This window comes from Mycobacterium sp. UM_11 (genome assembly GCF_001414075.1).
Taxonomy (GTDB): domain Bacteria; phylum Actinomycetota; class Actinomycetes; order Mycobacteriales; family Mycobacteriaceae; genus Mycobacterium.
The window spans coordinates 45329-67375 of sequence record NZ_LATC01000015.1; the positions used below are offsets into that span (position 1 = coordinate 45329).

At 71.3% G+C, this 22047-nt stretch carries 22 protein-coding genes and 1 pseudogene; 15 read left to right on the plus strand and 8 right to left on the minus strand.

The genetic code is table 11. From position 1 onward, the window contains the following. Positions 1-3 precede the first annotated feature (3 nt). The 15 genes from WU80_RS06190 to WU80_RS06260 all read left to right on the plus strand — a co-directional run bounded on the left by WU80_RS06190 (position 4) and on the right by WU80_RS06260 (position 14029). Positions 4-903 carry a NifU family protein gene (locus WU80_RS06190; protein WP_055400420.1) on the plus strand — a complete coding sequence of 300 codons (900 nt, stop codon included), beginning with the start codon at positions 4-6 and terminating at the stop codon, positions 901-903. Further along, positions 900-1535, plus strand: a complete 636-nt coding sequence (locus WU80_RS06195; protein ID WP_055400422.1) for a DUF5947 family protein — start codon at positions 900-902, stop codon at positions 1533-1535. The genes WU80_RS06190 and WU80_RS06195 overlap by 4 nt, the downstream gene beginning before the upstream one ends. Next, entirely contained in the window at positions 1532-2170 is a 639-nt protein-coding gene (locus WU80_RS06200; protein ID WP_055400424.1) for a DUF6084 family protein, read from the plus strand. Before WU80_RS06195 ends, WU80_RS06200 begins: the two co-directional genes overlap by 4 nt. Then, a complete protein-coding gene (locus WU80_RS06205; RefSeq protein WP_055400426.1) occupies positions 2167-3492 on the plus strand; it encodes a hypothetical protein in 1326 nt (441 codons plus the stop codon). The genes WU80_RS06200 and WU80_RS06205 overlap by 4 nt, the downstream gene beginning before the upstream one ends. Before the next feature lie 149 nt (positions 3493-3641). After that, positions 3642-4151: a hydrogenase maturation protease gene (locus WU80_RS06210; protein WP_055400428.1), complete on the plus strand. Its 510-nt coding sequence runs from the start codon at positions 3642-3644 to the stop codon at positions 4149-4151. Then, on the plus strand, positions 4142-4408 hold the full coding sequence (locus tag WU80_RS06215) for a HypC/HybG/HupF family hydrogenase formation chaperone (RefSeq protein ID WP_055400430.1): 267 nt from the start codon (positions 4142-4144) through the stop codon (positions 4406-4408). The genes WU80_RS06210 and WU80_RS06215 overlap by 10 nt, the downstream gene beginning before the upstream one ends. A gap of 1 nt (position 4409) precedes the next feature. Beyond that, on the plus strand, positions 4410-6743 hold the full coding sequence (gene hypF, locus WU80_RS06220; RefSeq protein ID WP_055400432.1) for a carbamoyltransferase HypF: 2334 nt from the start codon (positions 4410-4412) through the stop codon (positions 6741-6743). Between the two features lie 3 nt (positions 6744-6746). Beyond that, positions 6747-7466 (plus strand): HypC/HybG/HupF family hydrogenase formation chaperone, encoded by a 720-nt coding sequence (locus WU80_RS06225; protein ID WP_055400435.1) that lies wholly within the window; start codon positions 6747-6749, stop codon positions 7464-7466. Further along, on the plus strand, positions 7463-8137 hold the full coding sequence (locus WU80_RS06230) for an SIS domain-containing protein (protein WP_055400437.1): 675 nt from the start codon (positions 7463-7465) through the stop codon (positions 8135-8137). The genes WU80_RS06225 and WU80_RS06230 overlap by 4 nt, the downstream gene beginning before the upstream one ends. Continuing rightward, a complete protein-coding gene (gene hypE / locus WU80_RS06235; RefSeq protein WP_082459739.1) occupies positions 8134-9240 on the plus strand; it encodes a hydrogenase expression/formation protein HypE in 1107 nt (368 codons plus the stop codon). Before WU80_RS06230 ends, hypE begins: the two co-directional genes overlap by 4 nt. A 13-nt stretch (positions 9241-9253) precedes the next feature. Next, on the plus strand, positions 9254-9526 hold the full coding sequence (locus WU80_RS06240) for a HypC/HybG/HupF family hydrogenase formation chaperone (RefSeq protein WP_055400439.1): 273 nt from the start codon (positions 9254-9256) through the stop codon (positions 9524-9526). A gap of 14 nt (positions 9527-9540) precedes the next feature. Further along, positions 9541-10668 carry a hydrogenase formation protein HypD gene (gene hypD / locus WU80_RS06245; RefSeq protein ID WP_055400441.1) on the plus strand — a complete coding sequence of 376 codons (1128 nt, stop codon included), beginning with the start codon at positions 9541-9543 and terminating at the stop codon, positions 10666-10668. Continuing rightward, complete coding sequence (locus tag WU80_RS06250) at positions 10665-11405, plus strand: DUF6390 family protein (RefSeq protein WP_255353596.1); 741 nt, start codon at positions 10665-10667, stop codon at positions 11403-11405. The genes hypD and WU80_RS06250 overlap by 4 nt, the downstream gene beginning before the upstream one ends. Positions 11406-11426: 21 nt before the next feature. After that, complete coding sequence (locus WU80_RS06255; RefSeq protein ID WP_055400443.1) at positions 11427-12554, plus strand: alkaline phosphatase family protein; 1128 nt, start codon at positions 11427-11429, stop codon at positions 12552-12554. 596 nt (positions 12555-13150) lie between these two features. Beyond that, the gene (locus tag WU80_RS06260) at positions 13151-14029 is read left to right on the plus strand and encodes a PPE family protein (protein WP_055400445.1); all 879 of its coding nucleotides are present in this window, start codon (positions 13151-13153) and stop codon (positions 14027-14029) included. Here the strand turns inward: WU80_RS06260 and WU80_RS06265 are convergent. The 8 genes and pseudogenes from WU80_RS06265 to WU80_RS06300 all read right to left on the minus strand — a co-directional run. Then, positions 14026-14784: a gamma-glutamyl-gamma-aminobutyrate hydrolase family protein gene (locus WU80_RS06265; protein ID WP_055400447.1), complete on the minus strand. Its 759-nt coding sequence runs from the start codon at positions 14782-14784 to the stop codon at positions 14026-14028. The genes WU80_RS06260 and WU80_RS06265 overlap by 4 nt on opposite strands. A gap of 133 nt (positions 14785-14917) precedes the next feature. Beyond that, a complete protein-coding gene (locus WU80_RS06270; RefSeq protein ID WP_197281102.1) occupies positions 14918-15478 on the minus strand; it encodes an alpha/beta hydrolase in 561 nt (186 codons plus the stop codon). Positions 15479-15598: 120 nt separating this feature from the next. Continuing rightward, positions 15599-17107 carry a cobyric acid synthase gene (locus WU80_RS06275; RefSeq protein ID WP_055400451.1) on the minus strand — a complete coding sequence of 503 codons (1509 nt, stop codon included), beginning with the start codon at positions 17105-17107 and terminating at the stop codon, positions 15599-15601. 91 nt (positions 17108-17198) lie between these two features. Continuing rightward, a complete protein-coding gene (map, locus tag WU80_RS06280) occupies positions 17199-18056 on the minus strand; it encodes a type I methionyl aminopeptidase (protein ID WP_055400453.1) in 858 nt (285 codons plus the stop codon). 10 nt (positions 18057-18066) lie between these two features. Next, the gene (locus tag WU80_RS06285; protein ID WP_055400455.1) at positions 18067-18687 is read right to left on the minus strand and encodes a DUF1707 domain-containing protein; all 621 of its coding nucleotides are present in this window, start codon (positions 18685-18687) and stop codon (positions 18067-18069) included. A 149-nt stretch (positions 18688-18836) separates the two neighbouring features. Continuing rightward, on the minus strand, positions 18837-20651 hold the full coding sequence (locus WU80_RS06290) for a penicillin-binding transpeptidase domain-containing protein (RefSeq protein WP_055400456.1): 1815 nt from the start codon (positions 20649-20651) through the stop codon (positions 18837-18839). A gap of 151 nt (positions 20652-20802) precedes the next feature. After that, on the minus strand, positions 20803-21657 hold the full coding sequence (locus WU80_RS06295; protein ID WP_055400457.1) for a GNAT family N-acetyltransferase: 855 nt from the start codon (positions 21655-21657) through the stop codon (positions 20803-20805). A gap of 57 nt (positions 21658-21714) precedes the next feature. Beyond that, a pseudogene (locus WU80_RS06300) lies at positions 21715-22032 on the minus strand (flavodoxin-dependent (E)-4-hydroxy-3-methylbut-2-enyl-diphosphate synthase); the annotation flags it as partial. Positions 22033-22047: the final 15 nt, after the last annotated feature.

A 22047-nucleotide genomic window follows, 5' to 3' on the forward strand; every position in this document is an offset into this window, starting at 1 on the left:
GCGATGGTGGATCGCCCGGAGACCGTTGACGACAGCGAGGCGCGGTGGCGCACAGCGGGCGATCGGATCCAGACCCTGCTGGATTCCTGCGCGGCGGGTGGGGCCGCCGCGCGGGAACGCGCCCAACAATTGGTCCGCGAGGTGGTCGGGCTCTACGGGGCCGGCCTGGAACGGATCATGATGTTGGCCCAGCAGGCGCAGGATCCCACCCTGGCCGAGCGGCTGGCCACCGACGACCTGGTGGCCAGCCTGCTCCTGGTTCACGGCCTGCACCCGCACGACGTGCGCCGTCGGGTGTCCGACGCGCTCGACCGGGTGCGGCCGTATCTGGGCTCGCACGGCGGGGACGTCGACCTGCTCGGAATCGACGGTGGCACCGTGCGGTTGGCGTTCAAGGGCAGCTGCAAGAGCTGCCCGTCGTCGGCGGTTACGCTCGAGTTGGCCGTCCAGGACGCCGTGCTCGCCGCGGCGCCCGAGGTGTCGTCGATCGAGGTGGTGGCCGCCGACCCGGGCGGCGCGAGCGTCATCCCCGCCGAATCCCTACTGGCGCACGTGCATTCGACCGGCAGCTGGCACCCGGTTCCCGAGCTGGGCGGGCTGGCGCCCGGGGAGGTCGGCGGCTTTCGGGTCGACGGTACGACGCTACTGGCCTGCCGTGTCGACGACCGGTCGTTCGCGTACTCCGACCACTGCCCCGTGTGTGACGACACCCTCGCCGGCGCCGCGCTGCTGGGGCCGCTGCTCGAATGTCCCCGCTGCGGCTCCCGTTTCGACGTCGTGCACGCCGGCGCCGGGCCCGACGGCGCGCACCTGGATCCGCTGCCCCTGCTGCCGCGCGACGGCGTGCTGTCGGTGGCGCTGCCGGACCGCAGGCCGACGCAAGCGATGGGCGCCCCGGCATGACGACCCCCTACGAGGTGCTCACCCGCATCCGCAGCGCCAGGCCGGCCCCCGAGCCGGCGGGCGAGCGGTGCGAGATGTGTTCGGAGTCGATCGCCGACTCTCACCAGCACGTGGTCAACGTCGCCGATCGGCAGCTCATGTGCGTGTGCCGCGCCTGCTACCTGCTGTTCACCGATGCACGGGCCGAACTGCGCTACCGCGCCGTGCCCGAGAAATACCTGTCCTTCCCGGACTTCGCGCTGGACCGCCGCGCCTGGGAGGCGCTGCAGATCCCCGTCGGCGTCGCCTTCTTCTTCGCCAACTCCGCCCTCGGACGCACCGTCGCCTTCTACCCGGGGCCGGCCGGCGCCTGCGAATCCGAACTGGCACTGGACGTTTGGGACGCGATCGCCGGCGCCGACGCGCGGGTGGGCCTGCTGGCCGACGACGTCGAGGCGCTGCTGGTCCGGGTTCCCGAATCCGGCCCGCCGCAGAGCTACCTCGTCCCGATCGACGCCTGCTACGAATTCGTCGGGCGGCTGCGCCTGCTGTGGCGCGGGTTCGACGGGGGGCAGGAGGCCCGCGAATTCATCGCCGGCTTCTTTGCCGACATCGAAGCCCGGGCCCAGAAAATGCCCGTGACGCCGCCATGATCGACCTCGACTTCGCGGTCCTCGACGTGGCGCCCGAACCGTACACCGTCAGCCCGGTGCTGACCGCCCGCATCGCCGTGGCCGCCGGGGACGACCCGGTGCACGCGATCGCCCTGCGCTGCCAGGTCCGCATCGAACCGCTGCGCCGGCCGTACTCCGACGACGAAGCCGCCGGGTTGACCGATTTGTTCGGCCCGCGTGAGCGCTGGGCGAGCACCCAGCGGACCTTCCTGTGGCAGCACTGCTCCGCGATGGTGCCGGGGTTCACCGGCACGACGACGGCGGCGCTCACGCTGGACTGCACCTACGACTTCGAGGTCGCCGCTTCCAAATACCTGCACGCGTTGCGCGACGGCGCGCTGCCGCTGCAGTTCCTGTTCAGCGGAACGATTTTCGTCAAATCCGATCGCGGGTTTTCCGTCCAACAGGTCCCCTGGGACTGCGAAAGCCGCTACGACATGCCGGTCGAGGTCTGGCGGCAGTTGATCGCCCAGCACTACCCGAACGCCGGCTGGCTGCGGCTGAGCCACGAGACCATCCGCGCGCTGGCCGCCTACAAGTCCGCGCACGGGCTGCTCGACCTAGACCACGCGATCACCGCCCTGCTGGCCGCGGACCGGGAGGCGGCGCGGTGACCGAGGATCGGGACCGGGCCCGCGCCGTCGCCGACGCGGTGCTCTACGAGGGCTACCTGCTCTACCCGTACCGCGGGACGTCGAGCAAGAACCAATCCCGCTGGCAATTCGGCGTTTTGGGCCCGCCCGGGGCCGCCGCGGCGGGCCTGGGCGAGGACGACTCGCTGGCGGCGCAGTTCCTCGTCGAGGGGGCGCGGGAGTTGCGCCTGGTGGTGCGGTTCCTGCAGTTGCAGCACCGCCGGGCCGAGCGCGAAGTGGGCATGGGCGAATACGAGCCCGTCGACGAGCTGACGACCCCGACCGGGTCGTGGCTCACCTGGGACGAGGCGGTCGAATGCGAGAGGTCCTTCGGCCCTGTCGCGCTGGACGGCCGGCCGTGGACACTGGCCGTGACGGCGGATGCGGGCATCGACATCGAATTCCTCGATGGCGGGCGCCTCGTGCGCCAACGACGGGAGGTACGTGGCGTGCTCACGGTCGCCAGCGAGGCGGATGGCGACCTGTGCCGGGTGTCGGTGCGGGTCAGCAACGTCGGCGATGGCGCCGTGGACAAGAACGACTCGATCGCGCGGTCCATGATCGGAACGCACCTGATCGCCGAACTCGAGACCGGACAGTTCGTCTCGTTGCTCGAGCCGCCCCGGGCGGCGGCCGATGCGGCCTCCCGCTGCAGCCACCACCGCTGCTTCCCGGTGCTGGCCGGTCCGCCCGGCACGCGGGATCTGCTGCTGATCTCGCCGATCATCCTCTACGACCATCCCGAGGTTGCCGAACAGAGCGACACCGCACTGTACGACTGCACGGAGATCGACGAGATCCTCACCCTGCGCGTGATGACCATGACCGAGGAGGAGAAGGCGCAGGCCCGGGCCACGGATCCGCGGGCGGCGCGCATCATCGACCAGTGCGACGCCATGTCCCCCGAGGCGATGGCGCGCCTGCACGGCGTGCTGCGCGACCCGCATGAGATCCGGGGCCTGGTCCCCGAGATACCGGAGGGCGTCGACTGGTGGGATCCGCTGGCCGACAACGCCGTCCGACCGGAAATCGACGCGGTACTGGTGAACGGGGTTCGGGTGGCCCGCGGCAGCCGGGTGCGGCTGCGGCCGAGGCGCAACGCCGACGCGCAGGACATCTTCGTCGCCGGCAAGACCGCGCGCGTCACCTCGGTGCACTCGGACGTCGAGGGCAACAAGCACGTCGGCGTCGTGGTCGACGACGACCCGGCCGCCGATTTGCACGACTGGTACGGCCGCTATTTGTACTTCTCCCCCGACGAAATCGAGCCGTTGGAAGCGCAACGCAGCCCGGCAAACTCGTGAAAGGAGCCGAGATGGAGATCATGGGTTGGATATTCGTCGCGATCATCGCGCTGGTGCTCGTGGTCGGATTGGCCCTGGGATTGGTGTCCCTGCCCGACGCGCGCCGGTACCTGAAACTGAGGCGGATGTAACTTGCTCGGACAGCGGAGATGACAGCGCGCATCCTGGTCGCCGGCATCGGCAACATCTTCCTGGGCGATGACGGATTCGGATCCGAAGTGATCCGCAACGCCGACATCGCGCAGGACGACGCGACCGTTCGCGTCACCGACTACGGCATCAGCGGCATGCACCTGGCCTACGACCTGCTCGAGGACTGGGACACGCTGGTCCTCATCGACGCGGTCCCCAGCCGCGGCAACCCCGGCACCTTGCACGTCTTCCAGGCGGATCACGAATCGGATTCGGCCGCAGCCGGTTTCGACGGGCACGGCATGGACCCGGGCGCGGTGTTCGCCAGCCTGCGGGCGCTGGGCGGCAACCCGCCCTACACCGTCGTCGTCGGGTGCGAGGCGGGCAGCGTCGAGGAGGGCATCGGCCTCACCGAGCCCGTGGCCAAGGCGGTCCCCCGCGCCGCGCGCGCCGTCGAGGAGATCGTCGCGGCGTTGCAGGCGCACCCGGTCGCGACCAGCCGAGGGGACGCCGAGCCATGTGCCTAGGGATTCCCGGCCAAGTGATCCGGATGTTGGACGGCTTCGAGGGGCAGCTCGCGCTGGTCGACGTCACCGGCCAACAGCGCAAGATCAACGTCGGCATGCTGCCGGACGAGACGTTCGCCCCCGGCGATTGGATCATCATCCACATGGGTTTCGCCGTCGAGAAGACGGACCGCGCGGGCGCCGAGCAGGCGATGGCCGGCCTGGAGCTGATGGGCCGTGGCGGCCCGGACCCGACGGACTCCCCGGAGGCCGGCTGAGATGACCCCCGCCCCCCTGCTGCTTCGACACGCCGAGGTACGGCAGCGCCTTACCGTGACCGGTGTCGTGCAGGGGGTTGGCTTCCGGCCCTTCGTCCACCGCCTCGCGACCGAGCTCGGCCTGTCCGGCTTCGTCGGCAACGATTCGGGCGCCGTCTTCCTCGAGGTGCAGGGCGAGCGCGAACGCGTGCACGAATTCGGCCGGCGCCTGCGCGCCGAGGCGCCCCCGCTGGCCCGAATCGTCGACGTCGCAATCAGCGAGCTGTCGGCCGGCGCCGCCCGCCAACGCGGATTCCGGATAGTGACCAGCCGCGCCGTCCCCGGCGTCGCCACGCCGATCCCGCCGGACATCGCGGTGTGCGACGACTGCGTCGCCGAGCTGTTCGACCCGGGCGACCGGCGCTACCGCCACCCCTTCGTCACGTGCACCAACTGCGGGCCGCGGTTCACCATCATCCGCGAGCTGCCCTATGACCGCCCGGCGACCACGATGTCGGGGTTCGGAATGTGCGCGCGCTGCGCCGCCGAATACCACGACCCCGCCGATCGCCGGTTCCACGCGCAGCCCATCGCCTGCCCCGATTGCGGGCCGTCGCTGTGGTTCCGGTCGGCGGCCGGGCGCGTCGGCGGGGCGGACGCCGCGCTGGCGGCCACCCAACGCGCGCTGGCCGCGGGGGCGGTGGTCGCCATTAAGGGTGTCGGCGGCTACCACCTGGCCTGCGCCGCCGCCGACGGCACGGCGGTGGCCGCGGTGCGGGCGCGAAAGGCCCGCGGTGGCAAGCCGTTTGCCATGCTGGTCCGCGACCTCGCCGTGGCCCGCCGCTACGCCTACGTCGACGAGAGCGAGGCCGCGGTGCTGCTGAGCCCCGCCCGCCCCATCGTGCTGCTCAGGCGCCGGCCGGACGCGCCCGTCGCCGACGGCGTCGCGCCCGGCAGCCCGCTGCTCGGACTGATGCTGCCCTACTCCCCCATCCATCACCTGCTGCTGGCGCCCGTGCCCGGCGCCACCGCGCCGGCCCCGAGCGCGCTGGTGCTCACCAGCGCCAACCGGTCCGACGAACCCATCTGCTTCACCGAAGACGATGCGGCACAACGACTCCCGGCGCTCTGCGACGCGGTGCTCGACCACGACCGCCCCATCCACGTCCCGTGCGACGACTCGGTGGTGCGCGTCGTCGACGGGGGTGAACTGCCGATCCGCCGGTCCCGGGGCTATGCGCCGCTCCCGGTCGGCCTGAACGTCGCCGGGCCGGCAGTGCTGGCCGTCGGCGGGGAACTGAAGAACGCCTTCTGCCTCACCGACGGCCCGCGCGCCTACCTGTCCGGGCACATCGGCGACATGGCCAGCTGGGAGACGCTGCGCGCGTTCGAGCGGGCGGTGAGCCAGCTCGGCGAAATACGTGGCGAGCCCGCGCGGTTGGCCGCCGACCTGCATCCGGGATACCACACCCGCGGCTGGGCGGAGCGCCGCGCGGACGACCGGCCGCTGGACCTCGTTCAGCACCACCACGCGCACGTGGTGTCGCTGCTCGCCGAGCATGGGCGCATCGGCGAACCCGTCGTCGGGGTCTCGTTCGACGGCACCGGGTACGGATGCGACCAGACCATCTGGGGCGGGGAGATCCTCCGGCTCGGCCGCGACACCCACCGATTCGTCCGGGCCGGTCACCTGTTACCCGTGCCGCTGCCCGGCGGCGACGCGGCGGTGCGCAACCCGTGGCGCATGGCGCTGTCGCAGCTGTGGTCGGCCGGCATCGCCTGGACCCCCGATTTGGCGCCGGTCGCGGCGGCAAGCAGGGACGAATTGCGCTTCACCCGTTCGCAATTGGAGACGGGGTTCGGATGCGTGCCCTGTTCGAGCATGGGCCGCCTGTTCGACGCGGTCGCCTCCCTGCTCGGCGTGCGGCACCGCATCGACTACGAGGGCCAGGCCGCGATCGAGCTCGAGGCGCTGGCGGAATCGGCCGGCGGCGAAGCCGGTCCGTCGCTGACCCTGATGGTGGGCGCCGACGGCGTGATCGATCCCGCCCCGATGGTGCAGGACCTGGTGTCCGCGCTGTACGCCGGGGCCCAACCCGCGACGCTGGCCCTGGCGTTCCACGACGCCGTCGCAGACGCCGTCGCCAGGGTGGTCGCGCAGGCGGCCGGTACCACCCGGCTGGTGGGCCTCACCGGCGGGGTGTTCCAAAACGTGTTGTTGCTCAAGGCATGTCGGCAGCGATTGCGGCGCGCCGGATTCGAGGTGCTGACCCACCGCACCGTTCCGCCGAACGACGGCGGGCTCGCCCTGGGTCAGGCCGTGGTCAGCATGCTGACCGCGCGGGAGGGAGGCTGAACGATGACCACCACTGCCATCGATCGCGGGTTGAGCGCCGAACTGGCCGAAGACCTCGCGGCCACGGCGTTCACGCTCGCCAAGCGGTTCGCCGCGGGCGCGACCATGTGGTCCCTCGCGCCGTCGTGGGAACCGCACGCGCTGCACATCGCGGTCGAATTCGTACACCCGGTGATCATGGGGAAACGGGCCCTGCCCGCGGTGGCGCTGACCGGACCGGACCTGGTGGACCTGGCGCGGGTGTCCGTGCGACCCGGTGACATCGTGGTCGCGGTGTCCGGCGCCGATGACACGCAGGTCCGCTCGGTGATGCGGCGCGCCCCCGCATGGGGCGCCGCCACGATCTGGATCGGCAGCGGCGAGCGACCCGAGGCGGGGATGGCCGATCACGTGCTGTGGCTCGACGATCCCGATCCGCGCGTGCCCGCGACGGGAGGATTCGTGCTGTTCTATCACCTGCTGTGGGAGCTGACCCACGTGTGTTTTGAGCACCCCGGGCTGCTCAAACCCGAAGTCGCCGAGTCGGTTTGCGTCACCTGCAGCGACGAGGGTCGCCCGGGCGAAGTGGTGACGGCCTCGGCCGACGGACACGGCACGGTGCGCACCGCCCGGGGCGTCGAGACCGTGGTGACCACGCTGATCGACCCGGTCGAAGCCGGGGATCTCATCCTGGTGCACGCCGGCATGGCGATCGGCAGGCTGGAAGCGGAGGAGGGCCGATGAGTCGCGCCGACGAACCCACCAACTTCCTGTACCCCTTCATCGACGCGCAGGAAGACGATCCCGCGTCGCTGCTGGCCGACCTGGCGGCCTCGGCGCAGGCGAAGGCGGCCGAAAGCCTGGCGCTGCGGCGCTCGACGCTGGAGGCCAACGCCGCGCTGCTGGGCCAGGCCGCCGCCGAGGTGGCGCGGCGCTTCACGGCGGGCGGGCGCATGTTCACCTTCGGAAACGGCGGCAGCTGCACCGATTCCACCACCCTCGCGCGGCTGTTCGCCCGGCCGCCGGTCGGCAAACCGTTGCCGGCGTGGCCGTTGACCACCGATCAGGCCATCCTGACCGCCCTGGGCAACGACGTCGGTTTCGAACTGGTCTTCGCCCGGCAGTTGATCGCACGCGCCACCACCGGTGACATCGCCATCGCGATGTCGACCAGCGGCGGCTCGCCGAACCTGCTCGCCGCGCTGGCCGAGGCGCGCCAGCGCGGCCTGTACACCATCGGATTCGCCGGCTATGACGGCGGCGCCTTCGCCGGCAACCCAAATGTGGACGCCTGCTTCGTCGTTCGTTCGCAAAGCGTGCACCGGATCCAGGAATCGCAGGCGCTGCTCGGTTATCAGCTGTGGCTGAGCGTGCATCAATGCCTCGGCGGCGACCAAGGTTTGGGGGCGGCATGAGCACGGGTGAATACCTTTCGTCGGGGCCGCGGTTCGCCGAGGGCGAGGTGATCGAACGCATCGAATCGTTCCGCAGGCGCCGCCCCCGCCTCCTCGACGACCACGTGACACTGGCGCACGGCGCGGGCGGCAAGGCCTCGGCCGCGCTGGTGGACGCGGTGTTCATGGAGGCGCTGCGCAACCCGCTGCTGGAGTCGCTCGGCGATAGCGCGGTTTTGACGCTGCCCGGCGGCCAACGCCTGGCGATGTCCACCGACTCGTTCGTGGTGCAGCCCAGGCGCTTTCCCGGCGGTTCCATCGGCTCGCTGGCCGTGCACGGCACCTGCAACGACCTCGCGATGGCCGGGGCCGTGCCGTCGTGGATCTCCGCGGCGTTCGTGCTCGAAGAGGGCTTCGGAATCGCCGAGTTGAAGGAGATCGTCGCCGACATGGCGGCGGCCGCCGCCGCCGCGGGGGTGCGGGTGGTCACCGGCGACACCAAGGTGGTGCCCAAGGGCGCCGCCGACGGCCTGTTCGTCACCACCACCGGCACGGGGGTCATCCCGGCGGGGCGCGCGCTGTCCGCGGCGTCGGTGCGACCGGGTGACCGGGTGCTGCTGTCGGGTTCGATGGGCGATCACGGGATGGCGGTCATGCTCGCGCGGGGCGATCTGGCCATCGAGGCCGACATCGCCTCCGACACCGCGTCGGTCAGCCCGCTGGTGGAGCTGTTGCTGACGGCCGCGCCGTCGACCCGCTGGTTGCGCGACGCGACCCGCGGCGGGGTCGGCACCGTCTGCAACGAGCTGGCTCAGGCGTGCGGCCTGGGGGTGCTGCTCTCCGAGGAGCGACTTCCGGTGCGGCCCATGGTCAATGGCGCGTGCGAGCTGCTCGGCATCGACCCCTTGTACGTGGCCAACGAGGGCAAGTTCGTCGCGGTCGTCGCGCCGGAGGAGGCCGACGCGGGGCTGGCCGCGCTGCGGTCGCACCCGTTGGGCGCCGACGCGGCCGAGGTCGGGGAGATCGTCGCCGAACCCGCCGAAACCGTGGTGCTGCGCACCGGATTCGGCGGAACCCGGATCGTCGACATGCTCGTCGGTGACCCGCTGCCGAGGATTTGCTAAGGGAGGACCGAAGATGTGTCTGGGGATTCCGGGTCGGATCGTCGAGATCACCGATCCGGCAAACTATTTGGCGAAGGTCGACGTCAGCGGCGTGCAGCGCACCATCAGCGTCCGGCTGCTCGAGGACGACATGCCCGCACCGGACGATTGGGTGCTGGTTCACGTCGGGTTCGCGATGGCCAAGATCGACGAGACCGAGGCGCTGCTCACCCTGGCCGCCGTCCAGAAGCTCGGGGACGCCTACGCCACCGAGCTGGAAGCCTTCGACTCGTCGGCCATTATCTAAAAGGGGGCACGAGCATGAAATTCGTTGACGAGTTCCGGGATCCGGCCGCGGCCCGCAAGCTGCTGGGCGCCATCGGGCGGCTGGCCGGCCCCGGCGAACAGTTCAAGTTCATGGAGGTGTGCGGCGGGCACACCCACACGATCTACCGGCATGGCATCGAGCACCTGTTGCCCGACAACGTCGAACTGGTGCACGGGCCCGGCTGCCCGGTCTGCGTGATCCCGATGGGTCGCATCGACGACGCGATGTGGCTGGCCGACCAGCCCGACGTGATCTTCACCTGCTTCGGCGACATGATGCGGGTGCCGGGCTCGGCCGGCAGCCTACTGGACGCCAAGGCGCGCGGCGCCGACGTGCGATTCGTCTACTCCCCGCTGGACGCGCTGAAGATCGCGCTCGACAATCCCGACAAGCACGTCGTGTTCTTCGCCATCGGTTTCGAGACCACCGCGCCCTCGACCGCGGTCACCCTGGTGCGCGCCCGGGACATGGGCCTGGCCAATTTCAGCGTCTTCTGCAACCACGTCACGATCGTGCCGCCCATCAAGGCCATCCTCGAGTCGCCGGACCTGCGGCTGTCGGGGTTCATCGGGCCCGGGCACGTGTCGACCGTGGTGGGCAACCGGCCCTACCGGTTCGTGCCGGAGGTGTACCGAAAGCCGTTAGTGGTGGCCGGTTTCGAACCGCTGGACATTCTGGCGGCGGTCGCGATGCTGTTGACCCAGATCCGCGAGGGCCGCTGCGAGGTGGAAAACCAGTACAAGCGCGTGGTGCCCGAGCACGGCAACCCGGCGGCGCTGGCCCTGATGGGCAAGGTGTTCGCGCTGCGCCCGCACTTCGAGTGGCGCGGGCTGGGCTTCATCTCGCAGAGCGCGCTGCGCCTGCACGACGACTTCGCGCAATTCGACGCCGAGCTGCGGTTCGCGATGCCGGGCGTGCGGGTCGCCGACCCGAAGGCGTGTCAGTGCGGCGAGGTGCTCAAGGGTGTGCTCAAGCCTTGGGAGTGCAAGGTTTTCGGCACCGCCTGCACCCCGGAGACCCCGATCGGCACCTGCATGGTGTCCCCGGAGGGGGCCTGCGCGGCCTACTACAACTTCGGCCGCATGCATCGCGACGCGGTCAAGCTCGTGGGGCAGACTTGACCGACGGTGACGCCCGCGGCGTCGAGATGTTCGCGCGCTATGCCCACGCGCCCAACGCGCTGGGCTATTGCGGTCCGCCCCTCGGTGCCACCCTGCGCGACGGCTCGGTCGAAGAGGTGCGCCGCGCGGCGACGAGGTTTTCCGGGGCGTGGCCATACCTGCGGGTGCTCTCGACGCTCACCGGGATCGCCGACCCGCTGGATCATCGCCTCGTCGAGTCGTACTGGCTGGCCGGCGGCGTGGGCGCAGATCTGGACCCGCAAGAATTCTTCGGCGCGTTGCTGGCGATCATCGGCCCGCACGCGGGCCGCTACTGGTCGCACCTCACACCGGAGCTGGCCCCCGAGGCGGCCGCCAATCACTGCTTTCACGTCTTCGGGGTGTATCCGTGGACGCGGTTCTTGGGCCGCGGCATGGACGAACATCCCCTGGGCGTGCTCGACAACTGCCGCATCACCTGGGGCACGGTGCTCTCCCGCGACCAGGACCGGATCGAGGTGCGATGCCGACGCCTGGTGCTCGACGGTGAGGCGCTGGCGCTGTCCGAGCCGTCGCCCCGGGTGTACGACGTCTGGACCGACGGGTACAGCGCGGTGCCCGACGCGGCCGCCGGTGACGAGGTCGCCCTGCACTGGGGGCGGCTGTGTGGCCGGCTGTCGCCGGGCCAGGTCCGCGCCCTGTCCGACGCGACGGACCGTCAGCTGCGGATCACGAGCAACCGACTGGCGCGTGTGTAATTTCGTGTCAGACTGGCCCCCGTGGCCGGTTCCCTCTGTGACGTGTTGCCCGCCGCAGCCGCCCTGCTCGGTGCGCCGGGCGCCGTCGACAGACTGGCGCTGGCCGACTGGGCCGGCGACGTCGACCGGGTCGCGGTCGTGCTGGTGGACGGGCTGGGCTGGCACCTGCTCAGCGAGCTGGCCGGCAGCGCCCCGCTGCTCTCCTCGGTGCTCGCCGGGCAGACCGGGCGTCTGACCGAGCTCACCTGCACGTTTCCGTCGACCACCCCGACCAGCCTGGTTTCGCTCGGCACCGGGGTGCAGCCCGGCGAACACGGGATCCTCGGCTTCACGCTGAACGTCCCGGGCACGGATCGGGTGCTCAATCACATCCTGTGGCGCGACGATCCGCCGCACGCCGAGTGGCAGCCGCTGCCCACCTGGTTCGGGCGGCTCAACGAGTCCGGGATCGGCGCGCGCGCCGTCTTGCCGGCCGCGTTCATGGGCAGCGGGCTGACCGATTCGGCCTACCGCGGCGCCGAATTCCGCCCGGTCGAACCGGCGGACGACAACGCGCAGCGGCTGGCCGACGAGCTGCACGCCGCGCCGGGCCTGGTCTACGGCTACACCGGCGCGCTGGACTTCGCGGCGCACGCGTTCGGGGTCGGGTCGTCCCACTGGCACGACGCGGCGGCCCAGATCGACGCCCTGCTGACCCGGCTGGTCGACCGGCTGCCCGGCAACGCGGCGCTGCTGGTGACCGCCGACCACGGCGGCTTCAACGTCCCCCCGGACGCGCGGGTTGACCTCGACACCGACCCGCGGCTGACCGCGGGGGTCCGCGTCGTCGCCGGCGAGCCGCGGGTGCGCTACCTGCACACCGAGGCCGGCGCCGCGGCGGACGTGCAGGCGGCCTGGGCCGAGATCCTCGACGGTAAGGCGCACGTCTACAGCCGCGAGCAGGCGGTGGCCACGGGCATGTTCGGTCCGGTCAACCCCGCGCACCTGCCGCGGATCGGCGACGTCGTCGTCGTCTGCACCGGGGATGCGGCCGTGCTGGCGACCGGACACGAGCCGCCGGAAACGGCCAGGCTGGTCGGCTTCCACGGCGCGGCGACGCCCGCCGAGATGGCGATCCCGCTCATCGCGTTCAACCACAACGGACTTTGATCGTTTTCACAGCTCGCCGGGATGGCCCGTCCAGCCTCGGGTAGTAATTTCGGGCCCACTGTGACAGGCGGGGGTGCGGGTAAAGCTCGACGACGGCGGTCGGCCGTCGCCATCGTTGCGGCGCTCGGCGTGTTCTGCGCGGTCACCACGGGCTGGGCGGCGCGCGGAACCGCGCCCGCGCTGCCGCAGCCCGCGGCCGGCGTGAATGTGGCTCGCGCACAAGCACATAACGCGAACCCCGCCCCCGGTTCCGCACCCACCCATCACAAGACCACCAAGACGGCGTGGATGACCCGGGATCGGCCGCCGACATGGGCCCGCTCGGCGCCGCCTGCTATCGGGTCGCCACTACCGACTTCGTTTGCGCCCGCGGTATTCCGGCTGCCCCGCGCGCCGTCGTGCGCTTCGGGGGCGGTTGCACCGGACGATCTGCTGACGCGGCTCTGCATCGCGCGCTGCTGAGGGCTCGATCGCCCGCGGCGGCCGCCGTCGTTGCACCGCCGCGTGTGCGAGTAGGCCTGTAACCCCCATGCCTACGTCCCAACAGAAGAGTCCACATTCGCGGCTCATACCGCCGTCGTTAGGCAGAGACAGCAATGAATTTCACAACGCTTGCGCCGGAAATCATCTCCGGTGACATCCATGACGGCCCCGGCTCGGGGTCGCTCGCCGAGGCCGCGACGGCCTGGGCCGCCCTGGCCGTTCGGCTGCACACCGCGGTCGCCGACTACCGCGCGGTGACCTCGAAACTGGTGGCCCGCTGCGACGGCCCCGCGCCGGCCAGCGCGGCGCCCTACATCGATTGGCTCACCACCACCGCGATCCTGGCCGAACAGGCCGCCGCCGGGGCCGCCGCGGCCGCGAGCGCCCACCGGGCGGTGTTGGCGGCGACGGTGCCGCCGGCGGCGATCGCGGCCAATCGCGCGCTGCGCGGATCGCTGATCCTGGCCAACCGCCTGGGACAGGGCGCCCCGGCCATCGCCGACACCGAGGCCGACTACGAACGGATGTGGGCCCGCAACGCCGCGGCCATGTACGCCTACGCCGCGGACTCGGCGGACGCGGCGGCCCTCGCACCGTTCACCTTGCCGCCCGGCGGGGCGGACCAAGCCACGTGGGCGCTGCGCTCGGCGCCCGAGGTCGTGGCGGCGGGCCGGCAGCTGATGTCGGCCGCGCCCGGCGCGTTGCGGGCGCTGTCGGCGTCTCCGCTGGCGACGTTCGACGTCTCCCTCGCGTCGGCGACCTGCCCCCTGTCGAAGCTGAGCTCGCTCACGGCGCCGTCGGGGGTGGCGATCGCCCGGCTCAACTCCCTCAACAAGGCCGCCGCGCTGCGGTGCCTGCTGCCCGGCCGGCGTGGCGTCGGCGGCGCGGCCGTTACGGTCGGCCGCGCGGCCTCGGTCGGGGTGCTTGCGGTGCCACGGACGTGGACCGCGGCCGCCGCCCCCGCGGTGGTCTACCGCGGAACCGTCGCCTAACGCCCGTCGCGTGCGGCATACGACCGCGCGGCGTCCACGATCGCGGCGAACAGGCGCATGTCGTCCAGGGACTGTTCCGGATGCCATTGCACCGCAAGCACAAACGTGTCGCCGGGCAACTCCAGCGCCTCGACGACGCCGTCGGGATCCCAGGCGCTGACCACCAGGCCCGCACCGACCTTGTCGGTCGCCTGATGGTGGTAGCACGGCGCGTCGGTGGACTCCCCCACCAGCGCGGCCAGCCGGCTGCCCGCGACGGTGCGCACCGGCAACCGGGTGAACACCCCGTTGCCCGCCCGGTGCCCGTCGTGTCCGAGGACGTCGGGCAGGTGCTGGTGCAGGGTGCCGCCGAGCGCCACGTTGAGCACCTGCGCGCCGCGGCAGATGCCCAGCACCGGCAGGCCGCGGTCCAGCGCGCCCCGCAACAACGCGAATTCCCAGGCGTCGCGGTCGGCGCGCGGTGGATCGGTGGCCGGATGGGGTTGCTGGCCATAGGCCGCGGGGTCCAGGTCGTAGCCGCCGGTGATCACCAGCGCGTGCAGGCCGTCGAGGACCGCGCCGAGGGTCTCGGGTTCCGCCGGTTGCGGGGGGAGCAACACCGCGGCGCCGCCGGCCGCGACGACGCCTTGAAAGTAGTCGGCCGGCAGATAGCCCGCGGGGATGTCCCAGATCCCCGCCTGGACCCGCTCCAGGTAGGAGGTCAGGCCCACCACCGGCCGCCCCTTGGCGTTCACAACCGCGCATCCTTTCCGCATCGGTGTGCTGAGCGACCGCTCGGCACAACGGCTCCGGGCTCCGGTCGAAACGGTACCGGCCCCAGGCGATCAGCGCCGCGCGGCGGGGACCAATTCGATTGTGCGAATGGGGGTTCCGCGCGCCGACCGGCGGCTACCAGGTGCTGGTACGCAACACGATCTCGGCGGCCAGCTGCGCCGTCGACTCCTGGACCGTGCGCCTGCCCAGGTGCACCACGCGGTATTCGGCGTACACATACTGCTGGCTGGCCTGGGCGACGGCCCTGGTGGCCGGCGAGCTGACCAGGACCGTGGTGCCGATCTCCACCGGCGGGCAGTGTTCGTCTTGGACCACGCCGTCGCGGTTGGGCACCCGCGGGTGACCGCGGTCGATCACCACGAGACCCACGAACCGCCCGAGTTTCGTCGCCGCGAGCTCCCAGGCCAGCTCGGCGCCGGCGCGATCGCCCATCACCACGGCCCATCCGATGCCGAATGCGTCCAGGATGCCGACCACCGACTTGGGCGTCAGGCGCGCGTCGAGACCGATGACGACCGTCCGGAGTGAGGCGGTGTGCAGGCGCTCGCACACCGCGTCATACGCGGCGGGGACGCGATCCTCGTCGCCCAGGATGACGACGACGACGCCCTGTTCCGGACCGGCCACGGCTACCGGGACGGGGAACCCGTCGAGCGTGGTCATCATAGAGGGCATCTACGCACGCTACAGGGAATCGGTCTGCGCGCGCGACGATTTCTACAACATCCTTGCGCGCGCAACGGGTTTGCATCGCCGTCAATTCGACCTTCACGCGCGCACAACTGAGTGAATGTCCTACGGCCGCAAGCGAGTTGCGATGTGCGGTCGGCGCGGCGGTGGACCGTCGAGCAAAGCGAAAACCGCGCCGACGTCGAGATGAGCGGCGAGCAGATCGGCGATCGCGTCGAGCTGCGCATCACGCCGGGCGGCGACGTTGGTTTCGGCGGCGACGAACCCGCGCCCGGCCGCATCCGCCACGCGGATGAGCCAGGCGCGGCGGAACTCGTCGTTGTCGAGCAGGCCGTGCCAATGCGTGCCGAACACCGCGCCGCGCACCAGCCCGTGCGGTTGGCAGTCGCGCCCGCCCTCGGCGCCGAACCAGCTCTCCTCGGCGAACCGCGACACCCTGCCGTGATGAATTTCGTATCCGGTCAGCGGTGGCGGCCACCGGCGCAGAATCTTGGCCTCGCCGAAGGCGATGTCGGCGTCCAACAGCCCCAGCCCCGCGACCTCGCCGGCCCCGGATTCCACGGCGTCATCGATGCGCCGGCACAGCATCTGAAAACCACCGCAGATGCCCAGCACCGGTTTTGCGGCTGCGGCGTGCGCGGTGATCGCCTCGGCCAGGCCGCGCTCGCGCAGCCAGGCCAGGTCGGCGACGGTGGACTTGCTCCCCGGGATCACGATCAGGTCGGTGTCGGCCAGGTCGGCGGGGTCGGTGGCCCAGCGCACCAGCACGCCCGGTTCGCAGGCCAGCGCCTCGATGTCGGTGGAATTGGAGATCCGCGGCAGCCGGATCGCGGCCACCCGCAGCCACTCGCGCCCGCGCGGCGGTTCCGGGGTGCCGACGACGCGGTGCGCGACCACCGAAAGCGAGTCCTCGGCGTCCAGCCAAAGCTCGTCGGCGTAGGGCAGCACCCCATAGGTCGGGCGGCCGGTCATCGCATGCAGCTGGCGCAGACCGGGTTCCAGCAGTGCGGGGTCGCCGCGGAATTTGTTGACGACGAAGCCGGCGATCAACGCCTGGTCGTCCGGCTCGAGCACCGCGACCGTCCCGAACAGGTGGGCCAGCAGGCCGCCGCGGTCGATGTCACCGACGAGGATGACCGGCAGGTTCGCGGCCCGGGCCAGCCCCATGTTCGCCAAATCCGTGGCGCGCAGGTTGATTTCGGCCGGCGACCCGGCGCCCTCGCAGATCACCGCGTCGAATTCGGCACGCAGGCAAGACAATTCGTCGGCGACGATCCCGGCGAGGCGGTCGCGATGCCGCACATAGCTCGCCGCCGTCACCGAATCGGCGACCTGGCCGCGGATCACCAGCTGCGAGGTCCGGTCGCTGCCGGGTTTGAGCAGGATCGGGTTGAACCGGACGCTGGGCTCCAGCCCCGCCGCCCGCGCCTGCAGCGCCTGCGCGCGGCCGATCTCGCCGCCCTCGACGGTGACCACGGAGTTGTTGGACATGTTCTGCGCCTTGAACGGCGCCACCCGCACCCCGCGGCGGGCCAGCAGCCGGCACAGTCCCGCGGCGACCACCGATTTCCCGGCGTCGGAGCTGGTGCCGGCGACCAGCAGCGCCCCGCTCATCCTTCGGCGGTGTTCGCCGGGCCCTGCCCGTCCACCAGACGCAGAATCGCACCTTTGCCCCGGCAATCGTGCGATTTTCTGTCTGCTCGCGCTAGAGGCACGTGAGGATTTCGACGCCGGTGTCGGTGACCAGAAGGGTGTGCTCGAACTGCGCGGTCCACTTGCGGTCCTTGGTGACCACCGTCCACCCGTCGTCCCAGATCTCGTAGTCCAGCCCGCCGAGGTTGATCATCGGTTCGATGGTGAACGTCATGCCCGGCTGCATGACCGTGGTGACCGAGGGCTGGTCGTAGTGCAGCACCACCAAGCCGTTGTGGAACGTGGTGCCGATGCCGTGGCCGGTGAAGTCACGAACGACGTTGTACCCGAACCGATTCGCGTACGCCTCGATGACGCGGCCGACGACCGACAGCGCCCGCCCCGGCTTGACGGCGTTGATCGCGCGCATCGTCGCCTCCCGGGTGCGCTCCACCAGCAGCCGGTGCTCCTCGGATACGTCGCCGGCCAGGAAGGTCGCGTTGGTGTCGCCGTGCACGCCGTCGATGTAGGCCGTGACGTCGATGTTGACGATGTCGCCGTCCTCGACCACCGTCGAGTCGGGGATGCCGTGGCAGATGACCTCGTTGAGCGACGTGCAGCACGACTTCGGGAAGCCCTTGTAACCCAGGGTCGACGGGTAGGCGCCGTGGTCGACCATGTAGTCGTGGGCGATCCGGTCCAGTTCATCGGTCGTGATCCCGGGCGCCACCGCCTTGCCCGCCTCCTGCAACGCGCCGGCCGCTATCCGGCCGGCGACGCGCATCTTCTCGATCACCTCCGGCGTCTGCACCCACGGCTCGCTACCCTCCCGCACCGTGGACTTCCAGGCGTACTCCGGGCGGGGGATGCGGACGGGCACCGGCAGAGTCGGGGACAACTCTCCGGGGGCAAGCGCGGTGCGAGCAGGCATGCCGACCAGCTTAACCGCGCGCTCGCCCCCGATGCGGGCCCTCGAGACGGCCGCGGATCAACGAGCGCCGCGGCCCTCGGATGGTGACCGAGCCGCACACCACCCGGCCCGTCAACACCACGTGGGGCCGGCCCTCGCCCGGCGCGTCCCTGCGGCGGTCGCGGGCGCTGCCCACATAGACCTGGACGTCATCGATCGAGGCGCTGGCCCCGTCGGGCAGCCGGATGTCCACCGAGCCGCCCCGCACGTCGAGTTCGATGACCACCACCGGGCCGGCGAACCGCGCCCTGGTCAGGTCGAGATCGATCGAGCCCAGCCGTCGGACCAACGCCAGGCGGGTGGGCACCGTCCATTCGCCCTGGCGTTTGAGCGAGCCGGCCCAACCGCGCAGCTCGACGCGGTCGGCCGCGGACGTGACGATCGCGCCCGGCCCGGGCAGGTCGCCGACCAGCCCGTCCAGCTCACCCCGGGTGCGCGCGTAGGACACCTGCGACGAGCGCTGCTCGAACTCGTCGATGTCGATCAGCCCGAGTGCGACGGCGTTGTGCAGTCGCCGCATCGTGCCGTTGCGGTCGGCGTCGGATACGCGCAGCGAAACCGGAGCCACCATGTCGCCGCCGGTATCCGTCATGATCGCAATTTACCGCCGAGCGGCCCGTCGGCGTCAGGCCAGATGGCGCCGCCCCGCTGCGCCCGCCGCGGGCGGCGCGCTTGCGAGCGGCTAGGCCAGGTGGCGCCGCCCCGCTGCGCCCGCCGCGGGCGGCGCGCTTGCGAGCGGCGCTAGGCCAGGAAGTCGGGCGGCAGCGATTCGAACATCACCTTGGTCATCCGCACCGCGTATTCCGAGCTGCCGCCCCCGACGATCAGCGAGGCGAACGCCAGGTCGCCGCGGTAGCCGGCGAACCAGGAATGCGAGCCGCCCGGGAACTCGGCCTCACCGGTCTTCCCGTACACCGCGCCGCACCCGGCGATCTCCTTGGCGGTCCCGTTGGTGACGACCAGCCGCATCATGGGCCGCAGCGCGTCCACCATCTTCGGGCTGATCGGGGTGGTGTCGCCCTGCACGGCGGTCGGCCGGCCCGCGATCAGCTGCGGCGTGGGCGTCTTGCCCGCGGCGACGGTCGCCGCCACCAGCGCCATGCCGAACGGGCTGGCCAGCACCTTGCCCTGGCCGAAGCCGTCCTCGGTGCGCTCGGCGAGGTCCACCGTCGGGGGCACCGACCCGGTCACCGTCGTGATGCCGTCCACCTGATAGTCCAGCCCGATCCCGTAGCGGGTGGCCGCCTGCGTCAGGCCGCGCGGCGGCATCCTGCTGCTGAGTTCGGCGAAGGTGGTGTTGCACGAACTGGCGAACGCCCGCGACATCGGCACCACACCCAGGTCGAAGCCGCCGTAGTTGGGGATGGTGCGGTGGCCGATGTCGAGGTGGCCCGGGCAGCCCAGCATGGTGTTGGGGGTGGCCATGTCGCGGTCGACGGCCGCGCCGGCGGTGACCATCTTGAACGTCGACCCCGGCGGGAACAGGCCGGTGGTGGCCAGCAGGCCTTCCGCGTCGGCGCCCCCGTTCTGCGCGATCGCCAGGATCTCCCCCGTCGACGGCTTGATGACGACCATCATCGCCTTGCCGCCGCGGGTGTCCACCGCGCGCTGGGCGGCGTTTTGCACCACCCGATCCAGCGTGATCGAGATCGACGGCGCCGGCGACCCCGGCACTTCGTGCAGCACCTCGACCTCGACACCGTTCTGGTTGACGCTCACCACCCGCCAGCCGGCCTCACCGTCGAGCTGGTCGACGACGGCCTTCTTCACCTCGGCCATGACGGCGGGGGCGAAATGCGGGTCGGTGGGCAGGATTTCGGGCTGGGGCGTGACGACGACGCCGGGGAGCCGGCCGATCGCCGGGAAGACCTTGTCGTTGTCGTCGGGGTGCAGCGTCACCAGGTCCACCGGCTGGGTCGCCGAGCTGGCCTGCTCGGCGAGCAGTTGCGGGTCGCTCAGCCCGCCGTTGAAGGGGTGCAGGACGTCGACGATCGCGTGCGCCGTCCCGATCAGCGCCGCGCCGGATCCGGCCTGGGTGGCGTCGAGCGTGTAGTGGTACAGGTAGCCCGGGACCAGCACGTCGCTGCCGCCGAGCTCGTTCACCGAGGCGCGTCGCGGCGCGTCGGCCCGCAGCGCGAACGTCTGGTGCTCGCCCAGTTTGGGGTGCAGCCCGGTGGTGGTCCAGCGCACCTGCCAGCGGCCCTCGTCGCGGGCCATTTTCAGCTGGCCGTCATACGTCCAGGTCCGGTTCTTGGGGAGGTGCCAGGTGAAGCGGTAGGCGACCGTCCCGGTGTCCTCGGCGTACTTGGCGTTGAGGATCTGCGTGTCGAGGTGGGTCGCCTGCAGCCCGGCCCACGCCGCGTTCAGCGCTTCGCGGGCGTCGTTGGGGTTGTCGCTGAGCTGGGCGGCGGTGGCGGTGTCGCCGATGGCCAGGGCGGCGAAGAACTTCTCAGCCGCCGGGCCGGGGCCGTCGGGCCGGGGGGTGCAGCCGGACATCGCGACGGCCGCCAGCAGCAGCCCGGCCGCCACGATTACCAGTGGGGTTTTTGTGACCATTGGTACAGATGTTATGAAGCGGGGCTGCTCGGCCGCCGCCGACACACCGAGACCTGACCGTTATGGGCGGGTAACCCGGCCGAGCGTGCGGCCAGCCGCACGTTCCACGCCGAGTGTGCGGCCAGCCTCACACTCGCGGGATGAAGGAGCGCTAGTCGAGCAGCACCGTCGCGAAGGTGCCCACCTCGGCGAAGCCGACCCGGGCGTACGCCGCGCGGGCGACCGTGTTGAAGCTGTTCACGTACAGGCTGGCGGTGCGCCCGCTGCCGACGATCACGGCGGCCACGGTCGCGGTGCCTGCGGTGCCGATGCCCAGGCCCCGCCATTCGGGGTGCACCCACACCCCCTGGATCTGGCCGACGCCCGGCGACTGCGAGCCCACCTCGGCCTTGAACACGACCTGGCCCTGCTCGAAACGGGCCCACGCGCGCCCCGCCGCGATGAGGCTGGCCACCCGGCGGCGGTAGCCCCGCCCGCCGTCGCCGAGGCGGGGGTCGACGCCCACCTCGCCGATGAACATGTCGACGGCAGCCACCAGGTAGGCGTCCAGCTCGTCCGGCCGGACCTGGCGCACGCCGGGGTCGATGTCGCAGTCGGGGTGCCGGGACAGCGCCAGCAGCGGCTGACGGTCGCGCACGTCGCGCGCCGGGCCCCAGGCCGGCTCGAGCCGCTCCCACATCCGCATCACCAATTCGGCCCTGCCGACCAGCGACGAACAGCGCCGGGTTCCGCTCATCGCCTCGTCGGCGAAGGCGTCCAGGTCGGCCGCGGCGCCGCGCAGCGGGATCAGGTTGGCGCCGGCGAAGCACAGCGAGTCCTCCGCGCCGCGCAGGGTCCACAGTTCCCCGCCGATGGAGTTGGGATCGATGCCGTGGTCGGCCACCCGGGCCGCGACCATGCACGACCCGACCGGATCGTCGTCGAACACCCGCCAGACGGCGGCGGCGTCACGCACCACGGACACCCGTCGCTCGCCGACAAGGCGGAACAGGGGCGGAGCCGACATCTGGCGAACTCTCTTCTGATGCGAACTAATGGACCGGCGGCTGGGAACCGGCCCCCATCAGCTTACGGTGACGATCGGCGAACCGCTTGATGTTGTTTCAGGACCGTGATCGGTCCCCATCTCCGACGCGAGGCGCATGGCCTCTTCGATGAGGGTCTCGACGATCTGCGCCTCGGGCACGGTCTTGATCACCTCGCCGCGAACGAAGATCTGCCCCTTGCCATTTCCGGACGCGACGCCCAGGTCGGCCTCGCGCGCCTCGCCCGGACCGTTCACCACGCAGCCCATCACGGCGACGCGCAGCGGCACGTCCATACCCTCCAGGCCGGCGGTGACCTCGTTGGCCAGGGTGTAGACGTCGACCTGCGCGCGACCTGTCTCTTATACACA

Excerpts from the sequence above, each read along its gene's own strand:
- WU80_RS06225 (WP_055400435.1), top strand. The coding sequence starts at position 6,747 with ATGACCACCACTGCCATCGATCGCGGGTTGAGCGCCGAACTGGCCGAA.
- WU80_RS06290 (WP_055400456.1), bottom strand. The coding sequence starts at position 20,651 with ATGGTCACAAAAACCCCACTGGTAATCGTGGCGGCCGGGCTGCTGCTG.
- WU80_RS06215 (WP_055400430.1), top strand. The coding sequence starts at position 4,142 with ATGTGCCTAGGGATTCCCGGCCAAGTGATCCGGATGTTGGACGGCTTC.
- WU80_RS06295 (WP_055400457.1), bottom strand. The coding sequence starts at position 21,657 with ATGTCGGCTCCGCCCCTGTTCCGCCTTGTCGGCGAGCGACGGGTGTCC.
- WU80_RS06285 (WP_055400455.1), bottom strand. The coding sequence starts at position 18,687 with ATGACGGATACCGGCGGCGACATGGTGGCTCCGGTTTCGCTGCGCGTA.
- WU80_RS06260 (WP_055400445.1), top strand. The coding sequence starts at position 13,151 with ATGAATTTCACAACGCTTGCGCCGGAAATCATCTCCGGTGACATCCAT.
- WU80_RS06265 (WP_055400447.1), bottom strand. The coding sequence starts at position 14,784 with ATGCGGAAAGGATGCGCGGTTGTGAACGCCAAGGGGCGGCCGGTGGTG.
- hypD (WP_055400441.1), top strand. The coding sequence starts at position 9,541 with ATGAAATTCGTTGACGAGTTCCGGGATCCGGCCGCGGCCCGCAAGCTG.
- WU80_RS06200 (WP_055400424.1), top strand. The coding sequence starts at position 1,532 with ATGATCGACCTCGACTTCGCGGTCCTCGACGTGGCGCCCGAACCGTAC.
- WU80_RS06275 (WP_055400451.1), bottom strand. The coding sequence starts at position 17,107 with ATGAGCGGGGCGCTGCTGGTCGCCGGCACCAGCTCCGACGCCGGGAAA.
- WU80_RS06190 (WP_055400420.1), top strand. The coding sequence starts at position 4 with ATGGTGGATCGCCCGGAGACCGTTGACGACAGCGAGGCGCGGTGGCGC.
- hypE (WP_082459739.1), top strand. The coding sequence starts at position 8,134 with ATGAGCACGGGTGAATACCTTTCGTCGGGGCCGCGGTTCGCCGAGGGC.
- map (WP_055400453.1), bottom strand. The coding sequence starts at position 18,056 with ATGCCTGCTCGCACCGCGCTTGCCCCCGGAGAGTTGTCCCCGACTCTG.
- WU80_RS06195 (WP_055400422.1), top strand. The coding sequence starts at position 900 with ATGACGACCCCCTACGAGGTGCTCACCCGCATCCGCAGCGCCAGGCCG.
- WU80_RS06270 (WP_197281102.1), bottom strand. The coding sequence starts at position 15,478 with ATGCCCTCTATGATGACCACGCTCGACGGGTTCCCCGTCCCGGTAGCC.
- WU80_RS06210 (WP_055400428.1), top strand. The coding sequence starts at position 3,642 with ATGACAGCGCGCATCCTGGTCGCCGGCATCGGCAACATCTTCCTGGGC.
- WU80_RS06230 (WP_055400437.1), top strand. The coding sequence starts at position 7,463 with ATGAGTCGCGCCGACGAACCCACCAACTTCCTGTACCCCTTCATCGAC.
- hypF (WP_055400432.1), top strand. The coding sequence starts at position 4,410 with ATGACCCCCGCCCCCCTGCTGCTTCGACACGCCGAGGTACGGCAGCGC.
- WU80_RS06240 (WP_055400439.1), top strand. The coding sequence starts at position 9,254 with ATGTGTCTGGGGATTCCGGGTCGGATCGTCGAGATCACCGATCCGGCA.